The following is a 25,689-nucleotide window of genomic DNA, read 5'->3' on the forward strand; positions in this document are numbered from 1 at the left end:
GGGCGGAGGCGCGGCAGGACACGCTGGGCGGGCGCGCGGCAGGTATCCGCCGGACGGGCGCGCGGCAGGAACTCGCTGGGCGGGCGCGCGGCGAAATCCGCCGGGCGGAGGCGCGGCAGGACCCGCTGGGCGGGCGCGCGGCGAAATCTACCGGGCGGAGGCGTGGCCGGACGACCATCAGCGGGCGGGTCAGAACAACCCGTCCTGCACACCCGCCTCCTCCCTGAACTCCCTCACCGGCACGGTCAGTTCCGCACCCCCGGCGGGCACCAGCCCCCACCCGCTCATCAGCCGCGTATCCAGCACGACGACCCCACCCCCGGTCACCAGGTGCAGATCGGGCCCGGCAGCGGCGACAAGCTCCCCGCTCACCACCCCACCGGCGACGAGCTCGCCCACCTCCCCGACCGCGGCGGGCAACCCGGCGAGCCCGAACACCTCCACGTGATCCACGACTCGCAGCGGCTCGCGCACGAGCGACTCCGGCCACGCGGCAAGTGCCACGGCCCTCGCATGCAGCTCGGCGACCTCACGCGCCCGATCGGCGGCGGCCTCCGGCAACTTGGCCCGCACGGCCCGCTTGCCGACGTATGGAATCCGGTCGGGCACCCCCAGCGCGGCCCGCAACAGCTCCTCCGTACGCCGAGCGGCCATGAGCGGCCCGACTCCGAGCCAGCTGAAGCACACGGCCCCCTGCTCCAGCAGCCGCGCGGAGCCCCGCTCCTCCGCCGTGATCCCGACCTTGACCATGCCGGGCCCGAACCACGCCAGATACACGTGATACGGCCGCGGGTCGTCCGTGATCGTGTCGGCGGCCACGGAGTGCGCCCGGTCCAGCCGCGCACACTCCTCGCACCGTGCCCCCGTACTCCGCGCCGACACGGCCGCCCCCGTCGGGCACGCGTGCCCCCGAGCCCCCACGCACGTCCGCACGCCCCCTTCCGCAACCCCGAAGGCCACCCGTTTCCCCCAGGTCAGCGCACTGCGCCGCCCACCGTCCCACGCCAGCACGGGACCGTCCGCCGACCACCGCAGCCCCGAGCACTTCCATGCCTGTGCCATCTCTGTCGAGCGTAGAGGGCACCACTGACAACGGCGTCCGTGTGCGTCAGCGCCCGGAGTCGGCCGCCACGGCGACGGCCTCGGGCTCCCCGCCGACACCCAGAACGCCGCCTACGGAAACGCCTTCGGCCACCTCGGCGGTACGGCTCGAACCCGCCGCCCGCCGCCGTCCGGCCAGCCGGCACCCGAGGCACTCGTCATGCCCGGCCCGCGCCCCCGAGTCCCGCACCCGCCACCCCCACTCCGCCCGGGGCCGCACCGCCGGGCCCTTTCCCCAGCCGGCCAGATGCAGCGCCCAGGTGACGAGCAGAGCGACCACACCGATCGCGAGCCCACCGGCGATCAGCACACCCGAAACGAAACACACTCCCATCCCCGCCACAGCGGCCCCGACACTCGCGATCCCGGTTCCGACCCACCCGGCGACGGTGTGCCCGTGGTCATACTGATGTGCGCTCATGAGCTGCCCCCCTCAGACACGAAGGCCCCGGGAACCCGTCCCCGAACCCCTCACCAACTAAGCGTTTAGAGCGCCAAACATCTCACGAACTAAGGGATCTGGGAATGCAAGCCAAGCCGCGCCCGGCCGCCACGCCGGAGCAGGCACTGTCGGCGATGGACCACCTCATCGCGACGCACCTGGTCGGACAGCACGAGATCGCCCAACAGGTAGGCCTGAATGTGACGGACCTCACCTGCTTCGCCTACGTCGTCGAGGCCGGCGACAACCTGCCCACAGCCGGCGACCTGGCAGCCCGAGCCCACGTCACGACGGGCGCGGTCACCGGCATCCTCAACCGCCTGGAACGCGCCGGCTACATCACCCGCCGCCCCGACCCGACCGACCGCCGCCGCATCCGCGTAGCCGCCCGGCCCGAGGCGGTCGCCCGCGTCCGGGAGGTCTACGAGCCGTACTACGCCCGGCTCACGGAACTCTTCGCGGACTACTCCCCCGACGAGATCGCGGTCCTGAACGACTGGTTCACCCGCGCGAGCGCGCTGGCGGCGAACTACCTGGAGGAACATTGCCGACCCAACTGACCCTTCGGGAACAAGAGATTCGATTGAGTTCGCACGGATAACCCGCGCCGGAGGAGGCACACGGCGACTCAACTTCCCCCTCTTCCCAGTGAGGGCCCCTGGTAGCGAGCCCTCCTCATCGTCATCGCCATACTGGTCGGCCTCCTCACCGGCCTCGGCGCCGGAGTGCTGGCCGTCCTCCTCCACGCGACGATCCTTGACGCGGCGAAATGGGCAGGGACGACCTTCATCGCCGTCACCATGCTGCTGCTGAAAATCCGCGAACTCATGCGGTGATCACCCCGCCTGCCCGAGGCGCGGAACAGAGGCGCTCGATCGCCTCCGGCGCCTCGGTGCCGGGCCCGCGCTGCTGCGCCAGGCGGCGGGTCCCGGTGCAGTGGTCGGACCGTTACGCGCCAGGAGCCCGGAACTGGATGGTGGAGCGGGTGCGCATCGTCCCCCTGGACATGCGCGCAGACCACAGCGCCCGCCGCGCCCCGATGAACAAGAGCTGATTCGCTTCCACAAACGGCGAGACGCTCGACAGCATCCCGATCATCGGGTCGCCCGCGACCGCACCACCTCAGCGCCGCTCCTGGCTCACCGCAGGCGCGGTAGCCGTGCCGGTCGGACCGCTACGCGCCAGGAGCCCGGTACTGGACCTGCTCGGCTGCGCGCAGGGCCTCCATCGTTTCGTCGACGGTCAGGAGAACGGTTGTCTCCAGCGAACTCAGCGCGCCACCCCCGCTGATCGCCAGCGCAACCGCGGCCATGGACACGTTGTCCGGAGCCTCCCACAGGGTGTAGCCGTCGTGGCGGCCGAAGGCGTACCAGAAGCCATGGAGCCTCCCGCCGACGGACTCGATGTACGACTGAGCGGCCTGTGCGCGGTCCTCCGGGCGGCCGATCAGCCTCGCCCAGGTCTCCGGGGTGTAGCTGAACCTCGACAGATAGAGCGGCATCATTTCTCCCTTTCGTTCCCTCAAGGGATGCCCCAGCGGGGCGGGACAGGCCCGGCGGCGACCCACGCATCCCCCGAACGGCCGGGGGCGATGAGCGGATCCGCGCACGGAGGAGACGACACGGCGCGCACGGAACGCGCCGTGATGATGCGGAAGTACCTGAGCACCATCGCCGCGGACCGCGTCGCCGCCCACAACGGCGGCACTTTCGACTTCATTCAGCTCCGTGTCGTCACACTGCCCGTCGCCGCGCACGGCCCCGCGGTCGGCGATCGCCCGCCGACGCCGGTCGAGAGCCGGCTTCTGCCCTGGTGGAAGGTGACCCGCCATGCCCAATGAGGCGCAGAAGACCGCGCCCTCCGGCGCCGACCGGTGGCTCGTCGAGCGGATCACCGCCGTGTGGGAGCTCCTGACCGGCCGGCCGGTGTCTCTGTACGCCGCGTCGGTGCTGCGCATCGGCTACGGACTGCTCTACCTGACTCGGCAGACTCAAGTACCCGTGCTCACCATGCTGCTGGGCATGCACATCGGCATCGCTGTGCTCATGGGGCTGCCTCTCTTCTCCGGGGGATGATCGTCGCGGACGCGGTGTTCCTTCCCGACCGCTTCTACACCCTTCTGCCTCACCTCGGCCGACGCGTGGTGCGGCGGACGGACGGCAGCGGGCCGACACCGGCACGAGGGGCAGGCGCCGGAACCGTCCCCGCGCGCAAGGCGGGCTCGGCGGCGCACCCGGCTCGACGTATCCAGGCGTGCTTCCCGCCGGGCGGGAAGACACCCATGACCGCCCGGAGACCGCGTCCCCTCGGGTTCCCTCCAAGGGGTCCTGACACGGCGCTCATGCGGCGGGCATCCTTCCGTACCGCCCAAAGGAGCGCCCCGGTCACGGCTGCTGCTTCTCGCGGGGGGCTGAAGCCTGCCGGGTGTCCGCCCCGGAGCTGACGTGCCGCTGGGTCTCGTGGGGGCCGTGCCAGTCCAGGCACACGACCGTGGCGTCATCTTCGAGCTTGCCGCCGGCGGCGTCCCGGACCGCGGCCGTCAGCGCCAGCGCGGCCTCCCGCGGGTGCAGGTCCCGGGTGTGCTCCAGCAGGGCGGCGAGGTCGACCTTGTCGCCATGACGTTCGACCATGCCGTCGGTGAACATGAGCAGACGGTCACCAGGACGCAGGTCGAGCTCCTGGACGCGGTAGGGGCCGGGCGCGAACACGGACAGGCCGAAGGGAGGGTCCACCTCGCAGGTGATCACCTCCACAGCCCCCTCGCGCATGCGGAGCGGCCACGGGTGACCGGCGTTGACGAGCTGGGCCTTCCCGGTGCGGAGATGCACGCGCAGCAGCTGCCCAGTGGCGTGACCGTGGCCGTGATCGGCCAGCGCCTGGTCGGCCCGGCGGGCCTGTTCGGCCAGGCCGGCTCCCGCGCGGCGGACACCGCGCAGGGCGCTCACCAGGACCGTGGCGGCCAGGGCTGCATCGATGTCGTGTCCCATGGGGTCGGTCACCGACACATGCAGGGTGTCGCGGTCCAAGGTGTAGTCGAACGTGTCGCCGCTGAGGTTCTCGGAGGGCTCCAGGCTCCCGCACAGCGTGAACTGCGCGGCCTCGCAGGACAGGGACGGGGGCAGTAGCTGGTACTGGATCTCTGCTGCCAAGGTGGGCGGCACGGAGCGTTTGCCCCAGGTGTAGAGATCGGTGTACCGCCCGTTGGCGATCATGATGTAGGCCAGGACGTGAGCGGCTTCGCCGACCGCGTCCAGGACGTCCTCGCCGGGGTCGGCCGGCAGGAGCAGTTCCAGCAGCCCGATCGCGTCCCCCCGGTTGGTCACCGGCATGATCACCCGGTGCCCCTGACCGGTCGCCTCCTGATACAGCCGCTGGGTACGGATCACCTCCTCGTAGGCGCTGCCGAACATCGGGATCCGTTCCGCCTCCCGGCCGCCCGTCGCAGGGGCGGTCGACAGCCGCGCCACGGCCTTCCCCGTCAAATCCACGATGAGGAAAGAGACCCTTGCCGCCTTGAAGCGCTGCCGCAGATCCTCCGCGACCACGTCGGCGGCATCCACCGGCGCTGCCGTCTCCGCCGCTGTCAGCAACCGAGGAAGCCCAATCTGTCCACCACTCACGACCGCGGTCCCTTCCACCGGCCCCCCTCATTACCAGCTTGGGAACCTTCGCGGTGAGCGTCAATCCGCCGACGGTCACGATGACACCATGCTGGAGACCGCTGCGGCTCGAGTCGGGGAAACGCCAGAGGCCCCGGAGTGATCCGGGGCCTCTGGTCCGTGTGCACTCGGCAGGATTCGAACCTGCAACCTTCTGATCCGTAGTCAGATGCTCTATCCGTTAAGCTACGAGTGCTTGTTCTCTTTTTTCGCCGCTCTCGGGCCTTCCGGCTCGCTCGCGGCGACAGGAAGAACATTACATGACTGCCGCCGCCATGTGAAATCCGTTAGCCGCACCCCTTGTGACCTGCGAAACCGTCACCAGGGCGTCCCGGCCCGCGCGACGCCCTCGGCAGGACGAGCTGGACGCGCGCAGGCCCGGACGGTCGATGGCTCGACGGGCTGGGTGTGCACAGACAGCCCCTAGTCAGGGCCGATCGCTGTGCTCGAAGCCCGATCCCTGACGAAGGCCGGGATGGACCTGATCAGCAAACCTCAGAGGAGGCGGCAGGGAAGCCCTCACCGTTGATCAAGAGCTGACCCACGGCATATGTGCACTGACTTGCCGTGTTGGCGCCGTTGCTCCACACCTCGTACGTCGGGCGGGCCTTGGCGACCCCACCGTGCCGGTCGCCGTCACGCGTCACGACTGCCGTGTACACGCTCGACCAGGCATTGTCCCTGAACGACTCCCACACCCAGACGTAGCTGTAGTTCTTGCCACACCCGTAGTACTGCTTCACTGATGCTGCAGTGACTCCTCCCGCCTTGATGTAACCGGTCGCGCCGATCTGCGAGACGCTGGAACAGCCCGGCGGTGTCGCTGCCGCCGCAGGGCCGGCGCTGATCAGCGTGGCCGAGGCAGCGGCTGCCACGGCGGTCATAATGGTCGTTATGCGTCGCACGTTCCCCCACATTCGAATGCTCGATGGAGTGCGATTCCATCGAAGATGGCGAACCAAGGAAAGAGCGGTAATGCGGAGCAAATTCAGGCATCCAGTGCAAGTGACCCTGTGATATGGCTCACTTCTTGAAGAATCGAAGGGCCCGGCCTGCTGATAACGGCCGTTTACTCGAGACGGCACGGCCTGGAGGCTTTCTACGGCCATGTAGGCGATGGTCTTCAGAAGGCCCCGAAAACCTGACGGAAAAGCTCAGGGAGTCCGGAACGTCATGCCGGACTCCCTGAGCTGAGGCGGAGGCGGAGGGATTTGAACCCTCGATGGGCTTTAAGACCCAAACCGCATTAGCAGTGCGGCGCCATAGACCGGACTAGGCGACGCCTCCATGCACATCCTCCCGCGCGAGCGCGAGTCGGTGCGTGCCGATGATGACACAGTCGAGCGTGCTGTCACCAATCGACCCCCACGGTACTAGGCGGGAAGGGCGCAGGGCAAAGGCCTTGTCCGGGCGGTACCGAGGGGGGTGCGCCGGCGTGTGGGGTGGCGCGGTGTGCGGTGGAGTCGTGCGGCGCATCAAACCGGCGCGCAACGTACCGGGCCGCGCCGCGTTAGTCAGGTCATGTCGATCTCGCATGCCATTCGCCGGGGTGACCCCGGAAACGCGTCCCGGACCTTCGAGGCCTCCCGGACCACCGCTCCTTCCGGTCTGCGGCGGCTCGTCGTCGGTGCCGCCGCCTCGGTCGCCGCCTTCGGGTCGCTGGCCGCGGTCTCTCCGGCCGCGTACGCCCAGGCCTTCCCGCCCCCGGCCGGGCTCGACGGCGGCCAGGGCCCGGCCCGGGACCATCTCACCGTCACCGTGCGGAACGCGGGCGGTGAGGTCGATGGGACGTATGAGTTGTACTGCGGGCCCAATGGTGGCAGTCATCCCGACCCGGACGGGGCCTGTGCCGCCCTGGAGCGGGACACCCGGTGGGGGAAGGACGTCTTCGCACCCGCCCCGGAGGGCGGCTTCTGCACCATGCAGTACGGCGGGCCGGCCACCGCGCACGTCACCGGCACCTGGGCCGGACGGCCCGTCGACGCCACGTACGACCGCCGGGACGGCTGCGGGATCGCCCGCTGGGACCGGCTCGTGCCGCTGCTGCCGGACATGGGCTCCGAGAAGCACCCCTGAGGGAGCCCGTGGTGGTCGCCTGGCGGTTCCGTTCCGGGGTTCCCGTGGCGGCACGCTCGCGCGCCTGTCCGGCCACCTCAGGCCCTCATCCGGCCACCCGGGCGAAAAGGTACAGAAACGCTGTCCTCGTAAAGGTCCCGCGAAGGTCCCGCGACGTCGTTGCAGGAGGGCGGGCGTTTCCGGTTACTCGGTCAACAGTTCGGGGTCACTTCCTCGTGCGACCTCGCTCTCATCCGGCGTCGCGAGCGCAACCGCAGCCCTTAGACTCCCTCGCGTGACACGCCGCGGGACGGTTGGCAAGATGGCCCGAGCGGTCGGCAAGGTGCGGTAACAGGGAGGAAGCGTCTCGTGAGCAGCAGGCCATCCCGAGGCGCTGCTCGCCTCGCAGCCATACTGGACGCTCTTCCCGACGCATTGGTGCTGGTCAATGCCAACGGGACGGTCGTCAACGCCAACACCATCGCCCTGGAGGCCTTCGAGACGCCGGGCACCGCTCTGGTGGGGCGCGGGCTGCTCGATCTGCTGCCGCAGTTCGACTCCAAGCTCATCCCGGGGTCCATGCGGCGGCCGGAGCACCTCGATCCGCATGCCCGGACCAAGCCGACCCGGATGATCGCGCGCAGGACGGACGGAACCGAGTTCCCCGTCGAGGTCACCAGCGCGAATCTGGAGAACGGGCAGCAGGCCTACGACGGTTACGGCTACACCAGCGACGAGCTGCTCATGCTCGTCGTGCGGGACCTGTCCGGCACCGTGGACACCGAGGCCGAGCTGGCGCGGTCGCAGCGGCAGACCGAGATGATTCTGCGGGCCGCGGCCGAGGGCGTCGTCGGGACCGACACCGACGGGCGGATCGTGCTCGTCAATCCGGCCGCCGCTCAGATACTGGGTTACCGGGCCAGTGACCTCGGCGGGCGTGAGCTGCACACGCTCGTGCTGCACTCGCGTGCCGACGGGTCGCCCTTCCCGTACGAGGAGTCGGCGCTCGCCGACACCCTGCGCTCCGGGCGCAAGCACCGGGTGCGCGGGCAGGTGCTGTACGCCAAGAACGGCGGCAAGGTGCCGGTCGATCTGACGACCGCGCCCGTGCGCGACGGCGAGCAGCTCGTCGGCGCCGTGATGACCTTCACCGACCGGCGGCCCTACGACGCCGTCGTCGAGGAGAAGGAGGCGGCGCTCAAGCGCCACGAGGAAGAGCTGGAGCGGATCGCCGAGGAGCACGCCTCCGAGCTGACCGCGCTGCGCCAGCAGCACGTCACCGAGCTGGAGGAGCTGCGCGAGCGGCACGCCGAGGAACTCGGCGCGAACGAGGAGCGGTACGCCGCCCTCGGGGAGCGGGAGAAGGACCGGTACGAGGCGCTCGCCGCGCGGCACGAGCAGCTGCTGACCCTGCTCGGGCGGTCGCTGCGCGGGCCGCTGGAGGAGCTGCGGCACGAGCTGGCCGCGCTGGCCGCGGACGACGCCGGGCAGCTGTGGCCCGAGGCCAACCAGGTGCTGCACCACCTGTCCGCCGGGTATTCGCGCATCACGACGCTCATCGACAACGTCCTCGGCTATCAGCGGCTCGACACGGGCAGCGAGGGCATCTCCCGTACGAAGGTGATGCTGGACGCCGTCGTCGCCGCCGGTGTCGACGGGGCCGTCGAGCTCATCGGGCCCGGGCGGGTGCAGTTCGCCGTGCACGCGCCGCCCATCGAGGCCGAGGTCGATCCCAGGCTGCTCGCGACCGCCCTCGCGCATCTGGTCGCGGACGTGGCGGGGGTCGACGCGACCGGCAACACGCCCGTGTCGGCGGGCGGCTACATGGACAACACCGTCGTGGTAGCGGCGGCCCAGCGCGGCGAGGTCGTACGCATCGAGGTGCGAGGACCGTACGCCGGCGGCGACACCGTGCACGAGCCCATCGTCCGCGGGATCGTCCGGGCTCACGGTGGCGTGCTCCAGACGCATGAAGTGCCGGGGATGAGCGGTAGCGCGTACGTCCTCGAAGTGCCGATCGGGGGCGGGGCCGGGGCCGTCGCCGCGGATGCCGCCGCTCAGGCGGTGGACGAGGGGCTGCCCGAGGGTGAGCAGGCCTCCGGTGAGCAGACTTCCGGTGGAGGGCGGCGCCGGGCGCGGCGGGCCAATACCGACGCGTTCCTGGACGGTGACGTTCCGGCTGACGGCGACGTGGCCGGCGAGGCCGATGGGTCCGGTGCCGAGGGGGCCGTGCCCACCGGGCGGCGCCGGAGGCGGGCCGCCGGGGAACCGGCTGCCCTTCCCGCGCAGGCTTCCGGTGAGGGTACGGCCGTGTCGGGCGGTACCGGGCGGCGGCGGCGTGCGGCCGAGGACGCCGGGGCTCCTGCGGCCCTGCCCGTCGGGGGTGCCGTCCAGGGTGTCGCCGAAGGAGCCGTCGTCACGGCCGCCGAGCATGCGGCGGGGACCGCCGCCTCGGGTACGGGGCTGGGCGGGACCGTTCCGCCGCAGGGCGTGCCCGCGCCCTCCGGGCGGCGGGCCCGGCCGGAAGCCGGCGAGCAGCACGCGCTGCCGCCGGCACTGCCCGCGGCGTCCGGCGAGGCCGCCGGGGGCTCCGCCGACGCGGCCCAGGGTCAGGCCCAGGCCTCGCAGCCGACCGGGCGTCGGCGGCGGGCGCTGGCTGCCGCCGCCGAGCGGGCGGCAGCGCAGGAGGCGGCGGGGCCGCGTCCGGTGTTCGCTCTGCCGCCGGCCGAGGCGGATCAGGCCCCGGCTGGACCGGCTGAACCTGCCGACCAGGGGCAGCAGGTCGCGCCGGGTGGTGTGCCCGGTCAGGGGCAGGTGCCGGGTCAGGGGCACGGAGTCGTGGCGGTTCCCGGTCCGGCCGCCGTCGGTGACGGGGCTGCCGAGGAGGGACGGCACGATGCCGTCCCGCACGACCAGTCCGCCGATCACACCCCGCCTCAGCCGCATCCCACGAGTGCGCCGACCGGGCGTCGGCGGCGGGCCGTTGCGGCTCAGCCGGCCGACGGGGCCGGAGCGCAGGTGCCCGGTACGGCTGGTGCCGGGGCTGGTTCGCAGGGGATTCCCGCGCAGCAGGACGTCACCGGGCAGGTTCCGGCGGGCCAGACCGGTCCGGGGCAGGGCGCCCCGGGGCAGGGTGTGCCCGTCCAGGCCGGGGTGACTGCCGGGCAGGTCGCGCCCGGTACGGCCGTGCCGCCGCAGGGCGTGGCGGTTCCGGCGCAGGGGAACGCAGCTCACCCGAACCCGCAGGGCAACGCCGTTCCCCCCCAGGGGGACGTCCCGCACGTGAACGTCCCTCAGCCGCAGGGCACCGCAGTCCCGCCCCAGGGGGTCGCCGCGGCACCGCAGGGCGTCGCCGTACCCCCGCAGGGCGTGTCCGTCCCCGCCCCGGGCGGTCTCGGGCACAGCGTGCAGGCGGCCCTCCCGAGTCAGGCGCTCCAGCCTGCCTCCCTGAATCAGCCACACGGCGCCCAGCCCCTGCCGCAGCAGGGCATCGCCGCACCGCAGCAGCAGCCCTCCACCGGTCAGCCGCTCCCCGCCGAGGCCTCCCCCGGGCAAGACACCCCGGCCCGGGGAACGCCTGCTCCGGGCACCCCGGCCCAGGGCACCGCCACCCCCGAAGTCCCGTCCCCGGCCCAAGGCACCCCCGCCACCCAGTCACAGCCCTGGCCCGCCGCCGACGACAGCACGGGGGCCGGTACCGCCGTGCCTCCGACCGGCGCGGCACAGTCCGTACCTCCCAACGGCACCGCCCGCCCCGCGCCCCCGAACGGCACCCCCGCGGCCCAGGTCCCGCCCCCGGGCACCCCGTTGCCCCCGGAGGGCGCGGCGCAGGCGCGACGGGCGGCTCAGCCGTTGCCCTCGGAGGCCGCCGCACTCGTCGACCCGAACTCCACGCAGGGGCGGGCGATCAGCGTGCGGACGCTGGGGCAGGGCGTGCCGTTCAACCGGCAGGCGGCCCACGTGCAGCAGCCGTCAGGGGCGCCCGTCGGGCGTCCCCCGGCCGCTTCCGCGCCCCAGCCCTCGGCGACGCCGCCCCCGCACCAGCCGGGCGGATCGGGCCGGCGCCGCAAGCTCGGCACGCCGCCCGACCCGGCCACGCGGACGGAACAGGCCGGTCGGAGCGAACAGATCTCCCGCCAGGAGACGGCGCCGCGTCCGGAGCAGGCCGCGCGCCCGCACCCGACGGCCGAGCCGACGCCCGCGCAGGGCACCGCCTCGGTCCCCGCGCCCGTCGCGGCACAGCCGTCCCTCGCCGGACAGTCGCGGCTCGCGCAGATGACCGAGGGTGGTGGACGGTCGTACGCCATAGGCGCGCCGGACGAGAACGCCGCCGAGGGGCCGGAGCCGCTGGACGGGCCCGGTGGTGCCGTGGAGGTGGCCGATCCGCCGCTGCCGCAGCCGATGGACGACGAGTTGCCGCCGGAGCCGTTGGACAACCCGCGGCGGCTGCTGGTGTGGCCCGCGCCGGACGTCAGCACCTCGCAGGCGCTGAGCGACCGCGGCTACCGGCCCGTGATCGTGAACTCGCGCGAGGAGGTCGACGCGCAGATCGCGGCCTTCCCGGCGGCACTGTTCGTCGACCCGCTGACCGGGCCGATCACGCGTACGGCGTTGCAGTCGCTGCGGCAGGCCGCCGTCGCCGCCGAGGTGCCCGTCCTGGTCACGGCCGGACTCGGCCAGGCCTCGCGGGACGCGGCGTACGGTGCCGATCCCGCCGTCCTGCTGAAGGCGCTGGCGCCGCGCGACAGTGAGCAGCACCCGCCGCGCGTGCTGCTGATCGAGGAGCACGCGGAGATCGCGCTGGCGCTGACGGCGACGCTGGAACGGCGCGGGATGCAGGTCGCGCGGGCGGCGAGTGACGCCGACGCGGTGACGCTGGCGGGGCAGTTCCGGCCGAACCTGGTCGTGATGGATCTGATGCAGGTGCACCGGCGGCAGGCCGGGATCGTGGACTGGCTGCGCGCGAACGGGCAGCTCACCCGCACCCCGCTCGTCGTCTACACGGCCGCCGTCGACCAGGCCGACCTGCCGCGGCTGGCCTCCGGAGAAACGGTGCTCTTCCTCGCGGAGCGGTCCACCAGCGGCGAGGTGCAGTCCCGGATCGTCGACCTGCTGTCCCGGATCGGGACCAACTAGGGCCTGCCTGACCTCCCAGCGCCCTATCGGGCCGTGAGGCGGCGGGCCGCCTCCTTGACCGAGGTGCGCAGGCGGTCCCGGTCGGGGTCCTCGCCGCCGACCAGGATGCGCCGCATCTGCGGCACGACCGCGGTCCAGTTGGCCAGGGCCGTCAGCAGGAACAGCAGGTCGGCCGCCGGAATGGCGTCGGTGACGACGCCCCGGTCCTGACCCTCCCGGAGGGCGGCGACCTTGCGGGCGTAGTGCTGCTGGCGGTCGGACTCGTGGGGCAGTTCGGTGTTGCCGTACTCCAGGCCCTCCCAGAAGAGCAGGCGCAGCAGCTCCGGGTGGGCGGCGTGGTAGTCCATCAGGCGGTCGACCCAGCCCTCGATGTCGTCCGGGTCGACGGGGACGGCCTCGGCGAGGTGGAGCATCTTCTTCTCGAGGACGATCGCGAACAGCTCCGCCTTGTTGCCGAAGTAGGCGTAGATCAACTGCTTGTTGGCCTTCGCCTCGGCGGCGATGCGGTCGATGCGGGCGCCGGCGATGCCGTGCCGGGCGAACTCGGCGACCGCCGCCTCGAAGATCCGGGCTTTGGTGGCCTCGGGGTCCCTTGCTGCCATGGGGGAGAGGGTAACGCGTCAGGTAACCAACTGTTTGGTTGACAGGGAATCGAAGGACGGTCCACGCTGTTGCCCCGTTATCCAACCAACCAGTTAGTTGTTAGAGCCGACTCCAAGGAGTTCCTCCTCCCATGCCGTCAGCGACCACAGCCACGACCACGTCCCGCCGGGCCGGCACGGCGCCCGAGGGTCAGGCGCGCACGCCCGCCCCCGGTCTCTTCCTCACCCTGATCGCCGTGTGCAGCGCGGTCACCGCCGCGAACATCTACCTCGCCGCGCCGCTGCTCTCGCTCATGGCCCGCGACTTCGGCTCGGCGCCCTCGGCCGTCGCCTGGATCGCCTCGGTCGCGCAGCTCGGCTACGCGGTCGGCCTGCTGTTCTTCGCCCCCCTCGGCGACAGTGCGAACCGGCGCCGGCTGGTCGGCGGGCTCACGCTCGTCACGACCGTCGCGCTGGCCGCCAGTGCGGCCGCCCCGGGTGTCACCGCCCTCGCGGTCGCCGTGTTCGTCGCCTCGGCCGCGACCGTCATCCCGCAGCTGCTCGTCCCGCTGGTCGCCGAACGCGCCCCGGCCGAGCGGCGTGCCCGCCATGTCGCGGCCGTGATCGCGGGCCTGTTCACCGGCATCGTCGCCGCCCGGGTGCTGGGCGGACTGGCCGGGCAGGCCTTCGGTTGGCGCTGGGTGTTCGCGGGCGCCGCCGTGCTCACCCTCGTCCTGGGGCTCGCGACCGCCCTCGTCCTGCCGTCACAGCGGCGGCGGGACGGCTCGCTGTTCGCCGGACTCGCCGCGCTGCCCTCCGTGCTGCGCCAGTCGCCCGACCTGTGGCGCGCCTGCCTGCGGCAGGCCGGGATGTTCGGGGCGTGGAGCGCGCTGTGGACCTCGCTCGCCCTGCTGCTGACCGGGCCGGCGTACGGGCTGTCCACCGCGACGGCCGGGCTGTTCGGGCTGTTCGGGCTGACGGCGACTGCGATGGCACCGCCGGCCGGCGGGCTCGTGGACCGGTTCGGCGCGGCGCGTGTCGTGCGGTCGGCGTATCTGCTCGCCGCCGTGTCCGTGCCGCTGTTCTGGCTGGGCGGGCAGGTGCTGGGTGCGCTGTTCGCCGCCGCCGTGCTGATCCACGCGGCGCTCGTCGCCTCCCACGTCGCCAATCAGACCCTCGCCCTGACCGCCACCTCCACCCCGGCCACCGCCAACACCGCCTATGTGGTCGCCGGTTTCGCGGGTGGTGCCGGCGCCTCGGCTCTCGCCGGGTTCGCCTTCAGCCACTTCGGCTGGGGCGGGGTGTGCGGGGTGGCGGCGGTGTGGCTGGCGTTGGGGTGGGGGTTGAGCTGGTCGCGGCGGTGAGACCCTGCGGTCGGGCGGGCCCCGGTGCGCCGGACAGAACTATGGAGTCGGTCCGGCGCACATGACGTAGCTATGGCTTGCTCGGGTCGGTCAGGCGCCGGCCTCGGCTCTCCGCGATACGGAGGGCGTCCCGCAATGCCTCGGTCAGGCGCTCGGCGAGGTAGCGGAGGTCGCCGGGCTGGGTGTCGGGGAGCAAGGCGAGGGCGTGGTCGACGAGTTGGTTGCCCATCTGGAGTTGAACCGACTCCGCGGCATCGGCGAGTCGGGAGACCGGGCCGCCGTGGCGGTCGCTGATCACGTAGCTGTGTTTGCCCTCAGGGCCGGGCCAAGGAAGCAGACGGGGCTCGTCCGGCATCAGGCGGCCTCCGACACGTGAAGGCAATACGGGCCGGCCACGGCTCGGTCCGGCGTGGTCATGGCGCCTGCACCAGCCCGTTCGGCCACCGCGAGTTCACGCCGACGCTGACGTTGCTCATGGGCGAGCAGGTAAGGACGTACGGTCCTGATCGCCGCGCCGTCCAGTGGAGCGTCGTCCTGAGGCATGCTAGGGATACTAGGCATTCCCTGTATCGCACGGTGGTCCAAGCATGCGCATGCTGGGGGTGTGATCGAGTTCGTTCCTGACATTCCTCGGTGGCGGCAGGTGGCCGAAGTGGTTCGCCGCCGGATCGCGGACGGTACCTACCCTCCGCGTACCCGCGTGCCATCCGTCGTGCAGCTCACCTCGGAGTTCGGAATCGCCAACGCGACGGCGCACAAGGTGCTCCGGGCGTTGCGGGAGGAGGGGCTGACGTACACCGAGCCCGGGCTCGGCTCGTTCGTCGCCGAGAAGGCCGAGAAGGCCGGCGTCGAAGAAGTCACGTAGACAGGACTCAGCTCAGGGCTTTGGCTACCTCGTAGATGGTCGGCCGGTCTTCGGGAGCATGGCTGAGCATCGCCTCGATCAAGTCGCCCAGCTCACCGGGCGCCTTCACGGGGCGGCGTCTGCCGTTGGCCACGGCCTCTCTCTGGAAGGTGCGTGGAGCGTCGTCCGGGTACTCGACAGCCCGCCAACCGGTGGCCGAGATGAGCAGAGAGGCACCGAGAGCGTAGATGTCGGCTTCCGGCGTGGGCTCGGCTCCCCCCGTGGCGAGCACGCTGCGCGCGATCTCCGGTGCTTCGTAGTGGACGAGGCAGCCGCGGAACGGGAAGTCGTACCCCTCGGGGACGTGCCCACCTCGGGCTAGAGCCAGGTCGATGAGATGCGTCCGCTCCGGCCCGACGATGAAGTGGGCGGGCTGTACGTCGCCGTGGGCCCAGCCCTTGGCGTGCAGTTCGGCCAGCGCCTCGACACAGCTCAGCGCCACGCTGGCGTGCGGTGCGAGGGACGAGCCTTTGCTACGGCAGGGCTCCCACAGTCGGTACAGGTCCGGCCCTTCATGCCACGGCTGGAAGTTCCACGTCCCGTGCTCCCATTCTCCGTACGCGAAGTCGTCGAAGCCGAGACGGTGCAGCACGGCTCCTTCGCATGCGGGCGCGAGGGCGGTCCAGGGCTGGGCGGGCCAGTCGGCCGTAGCCTCGATCGGGTAGCCGACCTTGACGGCGTAGTGACCTCGATGGCTCTGCACCTCCCAGACCATGGAACCCCGACGGTCCAGGACCAGGCGCTGAGACGTGGGCATGAGGGCGTCGAGCACCACGATCGGCAGTTCAGAGGGTGAGCCGGACAACGTCTGTTCTCCTTCCGGGCGAACGCGGCCGACCACGAGTCGAGGCCGGCCGCGCCGCTGCTGTCTTGTGCTACGCCTGGCCGTACGGGCGGCCGCAGTCACTAAGGCGATCTAGGGAGGAGAACGCTGCTGGCCTGTAACTGAGTGGTGTTACCGCCTGGTGGGTGGTCGACCAGTTGCCCGGTGTTCCCCGCACGGCCTGGCACGACCTTGCTGTCAGACCTAGTCGAAGGCAGGGCACAGTGAAACTCGCATGGCAGCACGGAGCTTGCGCAAGGCAATGTCGTACGCCATGGGCTTAGGAGCCGACGATGGGCGAGCGTTCTTGTACCGTAAGAAGCGGCGGTTTCTCCTGATCAGTCAGACCTGTACTGCTGTGCGTCGGCAGGTGGCAAGTGACGCTGAAAGACCGTCTCCTTAAGAGCCACGCCGCCACTATCCTGGATCCACCGTGAAGAAGTGGCATATGGGGGCGGGGTCATGCACATCCAGCTATTGGCCGAGGGCGACGAACGGGCGCTAACGGATCTTCGTTCGTGGCTGGGCCGTGATCCCGGTACAGCGGGGCTGCCCGTTGAAGCAGTGACCGGTGAAGGCCCGACCATGAGCGTGCTGGAAGCACTTGACGTGCTTCTCGGCAACGCGACCAACATCGCGAACTTTGCCGTGGCCTACGCGACGTGGCGCACCACCCGGCCGAGGGGCGCGGTCGGCGGGGCAAGGACGCTGATGCACGGCGACAGCACGATTGACATCGGACACCTCTCCGCAGAGGAACTTGCGGAGCTGCTACGACGGCTACACGGTGACGATGACGGTGTGGCCCCCGGTCGTCCTGATGATGCTTGATCAGACCGCTTCCCGCGCAGTGTTGTTCGGTGTCCATGCGTATAAGCACTTGCCAGCACTGGACGGCGTCCGGCACAACGTGCCCGCCCTGCGGAATTTGCTGACCGCAAAAGAGGCAGGCGGGTTCGCTGGCGAGCACTGTGTGGCGGTGCCTTCCAACAGCACACCGACGGTGTTGCTGGACGCCGTGCAGGACGCTGCGGATCACGCGCGTGGTCTACTGCTGGTGTACTACGCCGGTCACGGTCACTTTGGTCGTGACGGTCGCACTCTGTTACTGGGAACCGAGGCGTCCCGCCCGGACCGCCCGCACCACTCGGTTGCCTACGATGAGATACGGGCAATCGTGGCTGGCTCTCAGGCCCGGCACCGCGTCGTGATCGTCGACTGCTGTTTCAGTGGCGCCGCCCTGCCCATGGCCGGGCAGGAAGGCAGCCGGACCGCTGCGGACTTCGAGATTGAAGGCGCTTGCGTGCTGACCTCGTCCGCCGAGACCGAGCGGTCGTTGTGCCTACCTGACGGCAGCGTCTTCACACGCGAGCTGACCCTTCTCCTGCGCGACGGCCTGTCCGGGGAACTTACCGAGGGCAGACGAGGCGAACACCTCGCTGTGCTGACCATGGCCGACGTCTACGAAGCCCTGCGCGGGCGATTGAAAGGGCGCACGTTGGACGGCCACCGGGTGCCGATCCCCCGGATGAGTACCCGGGATGACGGCCACCGGATCCCTCTTGCAACCAACCAGGCCCACACTCCACCGGCAGTCTCCCCACCAACCCCATCCTTAGAACCCCCTGCCCCCACCGTGCAGGTAACGGTGCACACCGCCTATGCGGCCACACCGTATTTCACTGGTCGTCAAGACGAGCTTGAGGCACTGGAACGCGCGGCCAGGCAGCCGGCTTCGGTGTGCCTCGTGCATGGACGCGGCGGCCAAGGCAAGAGTGAACTACTACGGGCCGCAGCCGCCCGCCTTGCCCCGAACTTCCCTGGCGGCTGCCTGGAGGTCGACCTACGGGGCTGGACACCCGGCGAACAGACTCGTGACCCACACATGGTCATTGCCGAGCAACTTCACCACATGGGTTACGGTCCTGACCTCATTCCGGAAGATCTGAGCGCACGGGCCGAAACCTGGCGCCTGTTCCTCAAGCAGCATGCAGTACTGCTGCTGCTGGACAATGCCCGTGATGCAAGGCAACTAGCCCCGCTGCTGCCCTCCGCCGGGTCGCCGAGCGCGGTTCTGATCTCCAGCCGCTCCGAACTGCCGGAGCTCGGCGCCCACTGGCGATGTGAACTGCGCCCTCTGCCAGCCGTTCACTGCGTCACCGTCTGGCACAAGATGGGCGTGCCCCAGGACACTGGCAGTCTCGACCAGATCGCTGACCGCATTAGCGGCAGTCCCCTGGCCCTGGGGCCGGTCGGCACCCGCCTGTTGCGCGGCGCCTCCCCTGCCGCCATCCTCGCCTCGCTGGCCGGTCCGGAGCGCTACGCCGCCTTCCCTAGCCTTGACGCTGCGGAGCGCGCCGCCTTCACGAGCGCCTACGACACCCTCGACGCCGACCTGCGCAACTTGATCCACCAGTGTGCCTGGCACCCCGGACCCGATTTCGCTCCCGATTCCCTCGCCGCCATGGCCCAACGCCCGGAACACGAGATCGAGGTCCGGCTCGCCGAAATTGAACAGCTCCTGACCCGTCAAAGCAACCGCTATGGCCTCCACGACAGTAGCCTCAGCTACGCTCGCCAAACGGCCGCAATTCACACTGCCCAAGACGAGGAACAGGTCAGCAGGCAACGGCTCTATCGGCACCTACACATCAGGCTCCACCAAGCCCGGGACGTTCTGCGTGTTAGCGCGCGCCATAATGATCAAGACGTGCGAAGCGCACGCCAGTGGCTCGATGCACATGCACAGGAACTCCAAGCCGCCGCGCGCTCCTCCAGTACGGACAACTGGCCGCAAGCGGCCGACTTCTTACAATCCGTCGGTACCTCGCTTTATCTGGATGATCGATACATCGAAGCTCAGGAACTCTTCCAGAAGATCCTAGGCACCACCTCCCCCGCTTCCCTCCACCACGCCGGTGCCACGGTGAGCCTCGGTGAGATCCACCGCATGCAGGGCCGGAATGAGGAAGCCACTGCTGCCTTCGAGGAGGCCCTGGCCATCTACCAGGCTCTCGGTGACCGCCTCGGCCAGGCCGACGCCAGGCAGGGCCTCGGTGAGGTCCACCGCATGCAGGACCGGTACGAGGAAGCCACTGCTGCCTTCGAGGAGGCCCTGGCCATCTACCAGGCTCTCGGTGACCGCCTCGGCCAGGCCGGCACCAGGCAGGGCCTCGGTGAGGTCCACCGCATGCAGGGCCGGAATGATGAAGCCACTGCTGCCTTCGAGGAGGCCCTGGCCATCTACCAGGCTCTCGGTGACCGCAGCGGCCAGGCGGGCGCTACGCAGGGCCTCGGCGGGATCCACCGCATGCAGGGCCGGAATGATGAAGCCACTGCTGCCTTCGAGGAGGCCCTGGCCATCTACCAGGCTCTCGGTGACCGCAGCGGCCAGGCCGATGCCACGCAGGGCCTCGGTGAGATCCACCAGGTGCAGGGCCGGTACGAGGAAGCCACTGCTGCCTTCGAGGAGGCCCTGGCCATCTACCGCGCCCTCGGCAATCGCAGCGGCCAGGCCGGCACTATGCAGGGCCTCGGTGAGATCCACCAGGTGCAGGGCCGGTACGAGGAAGCCACTGCTGCCTTCGAGGAGGCCCTGGCCATCTACCAGGCTCTCGGTGACCGCCTCGGCCAGGCGGGCGCTATGCAAGGCCTCGGTGAGATCCACCAGGTGCAGGGCCGGTACGAGGAAGCCACTGCTGCCTTCGAGGAGGCCCTGGCCATCTACCGCGCCCTCGGCAATCGCAGCGGCCAGGCCGGCACTATGCAGGGCCTCGGTGAGATCCACAGCTTGCAGGACCGGTACGAGGAAGCCACTGCTGCCTTCGAGGAGGCCCTGGCCATCTACCAGGCTCTCGGTGACCGCCTCGGCCAGGCCGGCACCAGGCAGGGCCTCGGTGAGATCCACCAGATGCAGGGCCGGTACGAGGAAGCCACTGCTGCCTTCGAGGAGGCCCTGGCCATCTACCAGGCTCTCGGTGACCGCCTCGGCCAGGCCGATGCCACGCAGGGCCTCGGTGAGATCCACCAGGTGCAAGGCCAGCATCATGAAGCCTTGGACGGACTTCGCAGAGCGAGGAGTCTCTACGCCGAGCTTGGCATCACCAAGAGGGCCGATCTCTGCCAACAAGCTATCGACGAACTCTGCGGCATCGAGTCGCGGTAGAGCACCGGGGGAGTGGTCGACTCCGTCTGCGGCAGCTGGGGTACGTCAGTGCCGTACCTGTCGAGCTTGCCTCGCCGTCGGTGGAGCGGCTTGGGCTGAAGTGGCTTTGTCGGGGACGGGAACGGACACCCGGCGATGGTGTGAAGCTTCAACCTGACGGCAGTTCTGACGGCAACGACGGCACACGCTCGCACTCGATCGCGAAGCTGGGCGATCGGGATCAGAGGCTGTCGGTAGCGTGCACGACCCTCTGCCCGATCCCACGGATCAGAAGGTTGCAGGTTCGAATCTTGCCAAGTACGCACTGATCAGGGCCCCCAGAGAGCCCCGGGGGCCCTGATGTTGTCGGCATGGAGCAGCAAAGTCCCCAGGCGTCACCAGCGACTCCAGGGGCAGCTCGGCAGGATCAGAGCCGCGTCACGTCCAGCTCCCCCTCGGCGTACCGCCTGCGCAGCACCTTCTTGTCGAACTTGCCGACGCTCGTCTTCGGCACCGCCTCGATGACCGTCCAGCGCTCCGGGAGCTGCCACTTGGCGATCCCGCCCTCGTCGGCGAGGAAGGTGCGCAGGGTCTCGAAGGTGGCGGTGGAGCCCTCCTTGAGGACGACCGTGGCCAGGGGGCGCTCGCCCCACTTCTCGTCGGGGACGGCGACGACGGCCGCCTCGGCGACCTCGGGGTGGGACATGAGGGCGTTCTCCAGCTCCACCGACGAGATCCACTCGCCGCCGGACTTGATGACGTCCTTGGCCCGGTCGGTGAGGGTGAGGTAGCCGTCGGCGGAGATCGTCCCCACGTCGCCCGTCTTGAGCCAGCCGTCCTCGCTGAACTTGTCGGCGGGGCGCAGGGGGTCGGCGCCCGGGCCGTTGTAGTAGGCGCCGGCGATCCACGGGCCGCGCACCTCCAGCTCGCCGGCCGACTCGCCGTCCCAGGGAAGGCGTTCGCCGCCCGGGCCGGTCAGCCGGGCCTCGACGCCGGACGGGAAGCGGCCCTGGGTGAGACGGTAGGCGAACTCCTCCTCCGTGCCGGCCACACCGGCCGGGGGACGGGCGATCGTGCCGAGCGGGGACGTCTCCGTCATGCCCCAGGCGTGGCAGACGCGCATGCCCAGCTTGTCGAAGGCCTCCATCAGGGACGGCGGACAGGCCGAGCCGCCGATGGTGACCTGGGTGAGGGAGGAGACGTCACGGGGGTGCGCGGTCAGCTCGCCGAGCAGGCCCTGCCAGATGGTCGGGACGGCGGCGGCATGGGTCGGCCTCTCGCTCTCGATCATCGCGGCGAGCGGGGCCGGCTGGAGGAAGCGGTCCGGCATCAGCAGGTTCACGCCGGTCATGAAGGTCGCGTGCGGCAGCCCCCAGGCGTTCACGTGGAACTGCGGCACCACGACCAGCGAGGTGTCCTCGTCGGTCAGGCCCATCGACTGGGCCATGTTGACCTGCATGGAGTGCAGATAGATGGAGCGGTGGCTGTAGACCACGCCCTTGGGGTCGCCGGTGGTGCCGGAGGTGTAGCACATGGCGGCGGCCTGGCGCTCGTCCAGCTCCGGCCAGTCGTACGACGTCGGCTTCCCGGCGATCAGGTCGTCGTACTCGTGGACCCGCGCGGTCGCGTCCGCGAGCAGGGAGCGGTCCCCGGGGCCGGAGACGACCACGTGCTCGACCGTCTTCAGGTGCGGGAGCAGCGGGGCGAGCAGGGGGAGCAGCGAACCGTTGGCGATGATCACGCGGTCGGCCGCGTGGTTGACGATCCAGACCAGCTGCTCGGGCGGGAGCCGGAGGTTCAGGGTGTGCAGGACCGCGCCCATGGAGGGGATCGCGAAGTAGGCCTCCACATGCTCCGCGTTGTTCCACATCAGGGTGGCGACCCGGTCGTCGTCGGCGACGCCGAGGTCCTCGCGCAGGGCGTGCGCGAGCTGGGCGGCGCGGGCGCCGACCTCGGCGAAAGAGCGGCGGTGCGGCTCGTCCTCACCGGTCCAGGTGGTCACCTGTGATGCCCCGTGGATCGTCGACCCGTGGGTCAGGATCCTTGAGATCAGCAGCGGTACGTCCTGCATGGTGCTCAGCACGGCGTCCTCCCGGGGCGACATTGCCTGCGCGGTGGTAAGAGTTGCGCTGATTCTGCGCACATACCACGCGGTATGTCACTAGGACCGGGTGATCGATCAGGCCACGGCTGCCGACGGTACCGATCACCGGCGGCCGACACATCCGCTCAACTACGGACAAGCCCCAGCTCAGCGTCCTCACGGAGCTTGCCGAGCGCGCGGGAGACGGCCGACTTCACCGTGCCCACCGAGACGCCGAGCACCTCGGCCGTCTGGACCTCGCTGAGGTCCTCGTAGTACCTGAGGACCACCATCGCCCGCTGCCGGGCCGGCAGCCGCATGATCGCCCGCCACATCGCGTCGCGCAGCGCCTGCTGCTCGGCCGGGTCGTCGCCGCCGGACACCGGCTCGGGCTCGGGCAGCTCGTCGCACGCGAACTCGTCGACCTTGCGCTTGCGCCACTGCGACGTCCGCGTGTTCAGCAGCGCCCGGCGCACATAGCCGTCGAGGGCGCGGTGGTCCTCGATGCGCTCCCAGGCGACGTACGTCTTGGCGAGCGCGGTCTGCAACAGGTCTTCGGCGTCGCTCGGGTTGCCGGTGAGCGAGCGGGCGGTACGCAGCAGCACCGGCTGGCGGGCCCTGACGTACGAGGAGAACGACGGGTACGGAAGGGTCTGCGCCGCTGGTGCAGCGGCCTTCGACGCGCTGGTGCAGACGAGTGTGGTCATGACCCAACGCTATGAGCGGGGCCTCCTCCAGCGGATCGGCCGCAGGTCCCGAAGCGGGGTCCCCCTCAGGTTGTAGGGGTAGGGCCCGCTGCACCTCCTGTAGGTGGAGCGGAGGAGTCGGGGTACTGGGGGTTCACCCGTGCGGGTCGGTGGTCAGTACGAGCCCCGACGTGGGCACGCCCGTCCCCGCCGTCACCAGGACCCGCTCCGCGCCCGGTACCGGGTTCACGGCCGTCCCTCTGATCTGCCGGACGGCCTCCGCCACCCCGTTCATCCCGTGCAGGTACGCCTCCCCCAGCTGACCGCCGTGCGTGTTGAGCGGCAGGCGCTCCTCGGCCACGAAGTCCGGTGCCTCGCCGGGGCCGCAGAAGCCGAACTCCTCCAGCTGCATCAGCACGAACGGTGTGAAGTGGTCGTAGAGGATGCCCACGTCGATGTCGGCGGGCGCGAGCCCCGAGGTCCGCCACAGCTGCCGGGCCACCACCGCCGTCTCGGGCAGGCCGGTCAGGTCGTCGCGGTAGAAGCTGGTCATCTGCTCCTGCGCGCGTCCGGCGCCCTGGGCGGCCGCCGCGATCACGGCGGGCGGGTGCGGCAGGTCGCGAGCCCGCTCCACGGACGTGACGACGAGCGCCTGAGCGCCGTCCGTCTCCTGGCAGCAGTCCAGCAGCCGCAGCGGTTCGGCGATCCAGCGGGACGCGGCGTGGTCGGCCAGGGTGATGGGCCGACCATGGAAGTAGGCCGCCGGGTTGGTCGCCGCGTACGTGCGGTCGACGACGGCCACGTGCCCGAAGGCCTCCGGGGTCAGCCCGTAGGTGTGGAGGTAGCGCCGGGCCGCCATCGCCACCCACGAGGCCGGGGTGAGCAGGCCGAACGGCAGCGCCCAGCCGAGCGCCGCGCCCTCCGCCGACGGTTCCCGGTGCCGCACCCCGGAGCCGAAGCGGCGGCCCGAGCGCTCGTTGAACGCCCGGTAGCACACGACCACGTCCGCCACGCCCGCGGCGATCGCCAGGGCCGCCTGCTGGACGGTGGCGCAGGCCGCGCCGCCGCCGTAGTGGATCCGGGAGAAGAAGGAGAGTTCGCCGATGCCCGCCGCCTGGGCGACGGTGATCTCAGGGCTGGTGTCCATGGTGAACGTGACCATCCCGTCCACGTCCGCCGGCGTCAGCCCCGCGTCCGCGAGGGCCGCGCGCACCGCCTCGACGGCCAGCCGCAGTTCGCTGCGGCCGGATTCCTTGGAGAACTCGGTGGCCCCGATGCCGGCGATGGCGGCGCGCCCGCCGAGTCCGTCCCGCCCTCTCAGGCTCATCCCGGAACCCTCACCGTCACCGTGCCCGTCACGTGCTTGCCGATGCCGTTCGTCCCGGCGACGCGGACCGTCGCCGTGTCCCCGTCGACCTCCTCGACCGTGCCCGTCAGCACCATCGTGTCCCCGGGGTGGTTGGGCGCGCCGAGCCGGATCGCCACCCGGCGCAGCTCGGCCCGGGGCCCGAAGTGGTCGGTGACGTACCGCCCGACCAGGCCGTTGGTCGTCAGGATGTTCATGAAGATGTCGGGGGAGCCCTTCTGCCGGGCCGACTCCGGGTCGTGGTGCACGTCCTGGTAGTCCCGGGAGGCGATCGCCCCGGCGACGATCAGGGTGCGGGTGATCGGGATCTCCAGAGGCGGGAGACGGTCCCCGGTGTTCATCGCGTCACCCCCTGGAATACGGGCAGCACCAGTTCGTCGTCGTACCGCCGGAAGCAGAGCCGTACGGGCATGCCGACGCGCACCTTGTCGTACGGCACTTCCACCACGTTGCTGATGATCCGCACGCCCTCGGCGAGTTCGATCAGCCCGACCGTGTACGGGGGCTCGAAGGCCGGGAAGGGCGGGTGGTGCATGACGACGTACGAGTAGACCGTGCCCTCGCCGCTCGCCTCGACGGTGTCCCACTCCGCACAGCCGCAGCTGTTGCAGCCCGGCAGCCAGGGGAAACGCAGGGTGCCGCAGCCGGTGCACCGCTGGATCAGCAGCTCGTGGCGCGCCACGCCCTCCCAGAAGCCGGCGTTGTCGCGGTTGACGACGGGGCGGGGGCGGCGTTCCCGCGGCGGCTGGGGCCGGCGTGCGGGGGCGTATTTGAGGATGCGGAAGCGGTGGGTGCCGGCGAGTTCGCCGCCCGCCCTGATGTCCGTGCGGGTGGTGACGAAGTAGCCCGGCCCGAGCTTCGTGGTCTTGCGGCCGGAGACCGACTCGATCACCGAGTCGAAGGTGATCTCGTCCCCGGGGCGCAGGAGGCGGAGGTACTCCTGCTCGCAGTCGGTGGCTACGACCGCGTCGTGGCCCGACTCGTCGAGCAGGCCGAGGAGTTCGTCGTACGCCGCCGTGCGTTCCGGGCGGCGGGAGAGACCGGCCATGGTCCACGCCTGGAGCATGGTGGGGGGAGCGATGGCGTCCGGGCCCGTGTACGCCGGGTTGGTGTCGCCCATGGCCTCGCACCAGTGCCTGATCATCGGCTCGTTGACGGGGTCCCGGCCGACCCCGGTGGCGGCGGCCGGGCGGCCCTCGTAGGCCTTCAGGCGCGACTCGAACTCCTCGTGGACCTCCGGCTCACCATTCACGGTTTCTGACTGTCCGTCAGATACGCGGTTCCGTCAAGGCCCGGGCGGCCGCGAGCGGAAGGGCGGAGACGGCGGCGAGGACGCGAGCGGTAC

24 protein-coding genes and 2 tRNA genes are annotated in these 25,689 nt (G+C 70.7%); 10 read left to right on the forward strand and 16 right to left on the reverse strand.

Going from position 1 to position 25,689, the window contains the following annotated elements; genetic code table 11:
* Positions 1–189: 189 nt before the first annotated feature.
* Both HDA41_RS19395 and HDA41_RS19400 read right to left on the reverse strand, forming a co-directional pair.
* Positions 190–1,062 carry a DUF2797 domain-containing protein gene (locus tag HDA41_RS19395; protein WP_184985609.1) on the reverse strand — a complete coding sequence of 291 codons (873 nt, stop codon included), beginning with the start codon at positions 1,060–1,062 and terminating at the stop codon, positions 190–192.
* Positions 1,063–1,108: 46 nt separating this feature from the next.
* On the reverse strand, positions 1,109–1,522 hold the full coding sequence (locus HDA41_RS19400) for an HGxxPAAW family protein (RefSeq protein WP_184985611.1): 414 nt from the start codon (positions 1,520–1,522) through the stop codon (positions 1,109–1,111).
* Between the two features lie 104 nt (positions 1,523–1,626).
* Between HDA41_RS19400 and HDA41_RS19405 the strand changes: the two genes are divergently transcribed.
* The gene (locus tag HDA41_RS19405) at positions 1,627–2,103 is read left to right on the forward strand and encodes a MarR family winged helix-turn-helix transcriptional regulator (protein WP_184985613.1); all 477 of its coding nucleotides are present in this window, start codon (positions 1,627–1,629) and stop codon (positions 2,101–2,103) included.
* A 272-nt stretch (positions 2,104–2,375) separates the two neighbouring features.
* Positions 2,376–2,597 carry a hypothetical protein gene (locus HDA41_RS19410; RefSeq protein WP_184985615.1) on the forward strand — a complete coding sequence of 74 codons (222 nt, stop codon included), beginning with the start codon at positions 2,376–2,378 and terminating at the stop codon, positions 2,595–2,597.
* Positions 2,598–2,717: 120 nt separating this feature from the next.
* Here the strand turns inward: HDA41_RS19410 and HDA41_RS19415 are convergent, their stop codons facing one another.
* A complete protein-coding gene (locus tag HDA41_RS19415; protein WP_184993552.1) occupies positions 2,718–3,044 on the reverse strand; it encodes a GYD domain-containing protein in 327 nt (108 codons plus the stop codon).
* 90 nt (positions 3,045–3,134) lie between these two features.
* Between HDA41_RS19415 and HDA41_RS19420 the strand changes: the two genes are divergently transcribed.
* Together HDA41_RS19420 and HDA41_RS42710 are read left to right on the forward strand one after the other, a co-directional pair.
* Positions 3,135–3,383, forward strand: coding sequence for a DUF5819 family protein (locus tag HDA41_RS19420; RefSeq protein ID WP_376706799.1), 249 nt, complete (start codon positions 3,135–3,137; stop codon positions 3,381–3,383).
* Positions 3,373–3,618, forward strand: coding sequence for a hypothetical protein (locus HDA41_RS42710; RefSeq protein ID WP_376706800.1), 246 nt, complete (start codon positions 3,373–3,375; stop codon positions 3,616–3,618). The genes HDA41_RS19420 and HDA41_RS42710 overlap by 11 nt, the downstream gene beginning before the upstream one ends.
* A gap of 309 nt (positions 3,619–3,927) precedes the next feature.
* On the opposite strand, the gene HDA41_RS19430 is transcribed toward HDA41_RS42710, so the two are convergent.
* The 4 genes from HDA41_RS19430 to HDA41_RS19445 all read right to left on the reverse strand — a co-directional run bounded on the left by HDA41_RS19430 (position 3,928) and on the right by HDA41_RS19445 (position 6,489).
* On the reverse strand, positions 3,928–5,103 hold the full coding sequence (locus HDA41_RS19430) for a PP2C family protein-serine/threonine phosphatase (RefSeq protein WP_184993554.1): 1,176 nt from the start codon (positions 5,101–5,103) through the stop codon (positions 3,928–3,930).
* Between the two features lie 222 nt (positions 5,104–5,325).
* Positions 5,326–5,398, reverse strand: a tRNA-Arg gene (locus HDA41_RS19435).
* 289 nt (positions 5,399–5,687) lie between these two features.
* Positions 5,688–6,077, reverse strand: a complete 390-nt coding sequence (locus tag HDA41_RS19440) for a hypothetical protein (RefSeq protein ID WP_184985617.1) — start codon at positions 6,075–6,077, stop codon at positions 5,688–5,690.
* A 321-nt stretch (positions 6,078–6,398) separates the two neighbouring features.
* A tRNA-Ser gene (locus HDA41_RS19445) sits at positions 6,399–6,489 on the reverse strand.
* A 234-nt stretch (positions 6,490–6,723) separates the two neighbouring features.
* Between HDA41_RS19445 and HDA41_RS19450 the strand changes: the two genes are divergently transcribed.
* On the forward strand, positions 6,724–7,278 hold the full coding sequence (locus HDA41_RS19450) for an SSI family serine proteinase inhibitor (RefSeq protein WP_184985619.1): 555 nt from the start codon (positions 6,724–6,726) through the stop codon (positions 7,276–7,278).
* Between the two features lie 417 nt (positions 7,279–7,695).
* Entirely contained in the window at positions 7,696–12,393 is a 4,698-nt protein-coding gene (locus HDA41_RS19455; protein WP_230299736.1) for a hybrid sensor histidine kinase/response regulator, read from the forward strand.
* Positions 12,394–12,416: 23 nt separating this feature from the next.
* On the opposite strand, the gene HDA41_RS19460 is transcribed toward HDA41_RS19455, so the two are convergent.
* The gene (locus HDA41_RS19460; RefSeq protein WP_184985621.1) at positions 12,417–12,995 is read right to left on the reverse strand and encodes a TetR/AcrR family transcriptional regulator; all 579 of its coding nucleotides are present in this window, start codon (positions 12,993–12,995) and stop codon (positions 12,417–12,419) included.
* Positions 12,996–13,126: 131 nt separating this feature from the next.
* On the opposite strand from HDA41_RS19460, the gene HDA41_RS19465 reads away from it, so the two are divergent.
* On the forward strand, positions 13,127–14,338 hold the full coding sequence (locus tag HDA41_RS19465) for an MFS transporter (RefSeq protein ID WP_184985623.1): 1,212 nt from the start codon (positions 13,127–13,129) through the stop codon (positions 14,336–14,338).
* A gap of 70 nt (positions 14,339–14,408) precedes the next feature.
* On the opposite strand, the gene HDA41_RS19470 is transcribed toward HDA41_RS19465, so the two are convergent.
* Together HDA41_RS19470 and HDA41_RS19475 are read right to left on the reverse strand one after the other, a co-directional pair.
* A complete protein-coding gene (locus tag HDA41_RS19470; protein ID WP_184985625.1) occupies positions 14,409–14,693 on the reverse strand; it encodes a hypothetical protein in 285 nt (94 codons plus the stop codon).
* The gene (locus HDA41_RS19475; protein WP_184994182.1) at positions 14,693–14,881 is read right to left on the reverse strand and encodes a hypothetical protein; all 189 of its coding nucleotides are present in this window, start codon (positions 14,879–14,881) and stop codon (positions 14,693–14,695) included. The genes HDA41_RS19470 and HDA41_RS19475 overlap by 1 nt, the downstream gene beginning before the upstream one ends.
* Here HDA41_RS19475 and HDA41_RS19480 point away from each other — a divergent pair.
* Positions 14,880–15,203: a GntR family transcriptional regulator gene (locus tag HDA41_RS19480; RefSeq protein ID WP_311772149.1), complete on the forward strand. Its 324-nt coding sequence runs from the start codon at positions 14,880–14,882 to the stop codon at positions 15,201–15,203. The genes HDA41_RS19475 and HDA41_RS19480 overlap by 2 nt on opposite strands.
* Positions 15,204–15,210: 7 nt before the next feature.
* Here the strand turns inward: HDA41_RS19480 and HDA41_RS19485 are convergent, their stop codons facing one another.
* Positions 15,211–16,047: a protein kinase domain-containing protein gene (locus HDA41_RS19485; protein WP_184985629.1), complete on the reverse strand. Its 837-nt coding sequence runs from the start codon at positions 16,045–16,047 to the stop codon at positions 15,211–15,213.
* Between the two features lie 480 nt (positions 16,048–16,527).
* Between HDA41_RS19485 and HDA41_RS19490 the strand changes: the two genes are divergently transcribed.
* Together HDA41_RS19490 and HDA41_RS19495 are read left to right on the forward strand one after the other, a co-directional pair.
* A complete protein-coding gene (locus tag HDA41_RS19490; RefSeq protein WP_184985631.1) occupies positions 16,528–16,896 on the forward strand; it encodes an effector-associated constant component EACC1 in 369 nt (122 codons plus the stop codon).
* Entirely contained in the window at positions 16,859–20,230 is a 3,372-nt protein-coding gene (locus HDA41_RS19495; protein WP_230299739.1) for a caspase, EACC1-associated type, read from the forward strand. Before HDA41_RS19490 ends, HDA41_RS19495 begins: the two co-directional genes overlap by 38 nt.
* A gap of 406 nt (positions 20,231–20,636) precedes the next feature.
* Here the strand turns inward: HDA41_RS19495 and HDA41_RS19500 are convergent, their stop codons facing one another.
* The 5 genes from HDA41_RS19500 to HDA41_RS19520 all read right to left on the reverse strand — a co-directional run bounded on the left by HDA41_RS19500 (position 20,637) and on the right by HDA41_RS19520 (position 25,596).
* Positions 20,637–22,313 carry a long-chain fatty acid--CoA ligase gene (locus HDA41_RS19500; RefSeq protein ID WP_184985635.1) on the reverse strand — a complete coding sequence of 559 codons (1,677 nt, stop codon included), beginning with the start codon at positions 22,311–22,313 and terminating at the stop codon, positions 20,637–20,639.
* Between the two features lie 125 nt (positions 22,314–22,438).
* Positions 22,439–22,999 (reverse strand): SigE family RNA polymerase sigma factor, encoded by a 561-nt coding sequence (locus HDA41_RS19505; RefSeq protein ID WP_184985637.1) that lies wholly within the window; start codon positions 22,997–22,999, stop codon positions 22,439–22,441.
* A 133-nt stretch (positions 23,000–23,132) separates the two neighbouring features.
* Positions 23,133–24,305 carry a lipid-transfer protein gene (locus HDA41_RS19510; protein WP_184985639.1) on the reverse strand — a complete coding sequence of 391 codons (1,173 nt, stop codon included), beginning with the start codon at positions 24,303–24,305 and terminating at the stop codon, positions 23,133–23,135.
* Entirely contained in the window at positions 24,302–24,685 is a 384-nt protein-coding gene (locus HDA41_RS19515; protein ID WP_184985641.1) for a MaoC family dehydratase, read from the reverse strand. The genes HDA41_RS19510 and HDA41_RS19515 overlap by 4 nt, the downstream gene beginning before the upstream one ends.
* Complete coding sequence (locus HDA41_RS19520; protein WP_184985643.1) at positions 24,682–25,596, reverse strand: bifunctional MaoC family dehydratase N-terminal/OB-fold nucleic acid binding domain-containing protein; 915 nt, start codon at positions 25,594–25,596, stop codon at positions 24,682–24,684. The genes HDA41_RS19515 and HDA41_RS19520 overlap by 4 nt, the downstream gene beginning before the upstream one ends.
* Positions 25,597–25,689: the final 93 nt, after the last annotated feature.

This window comes from Streptomyces caelestis (assembly GCF_014205255.1).
Classification (GTDB): domain Bacteria; phylum Actinomycetota; class Actinomycetes; order Streptomycetales; family Streptomycetaceae; genus Streptomyces; species Streptomyces caelestis.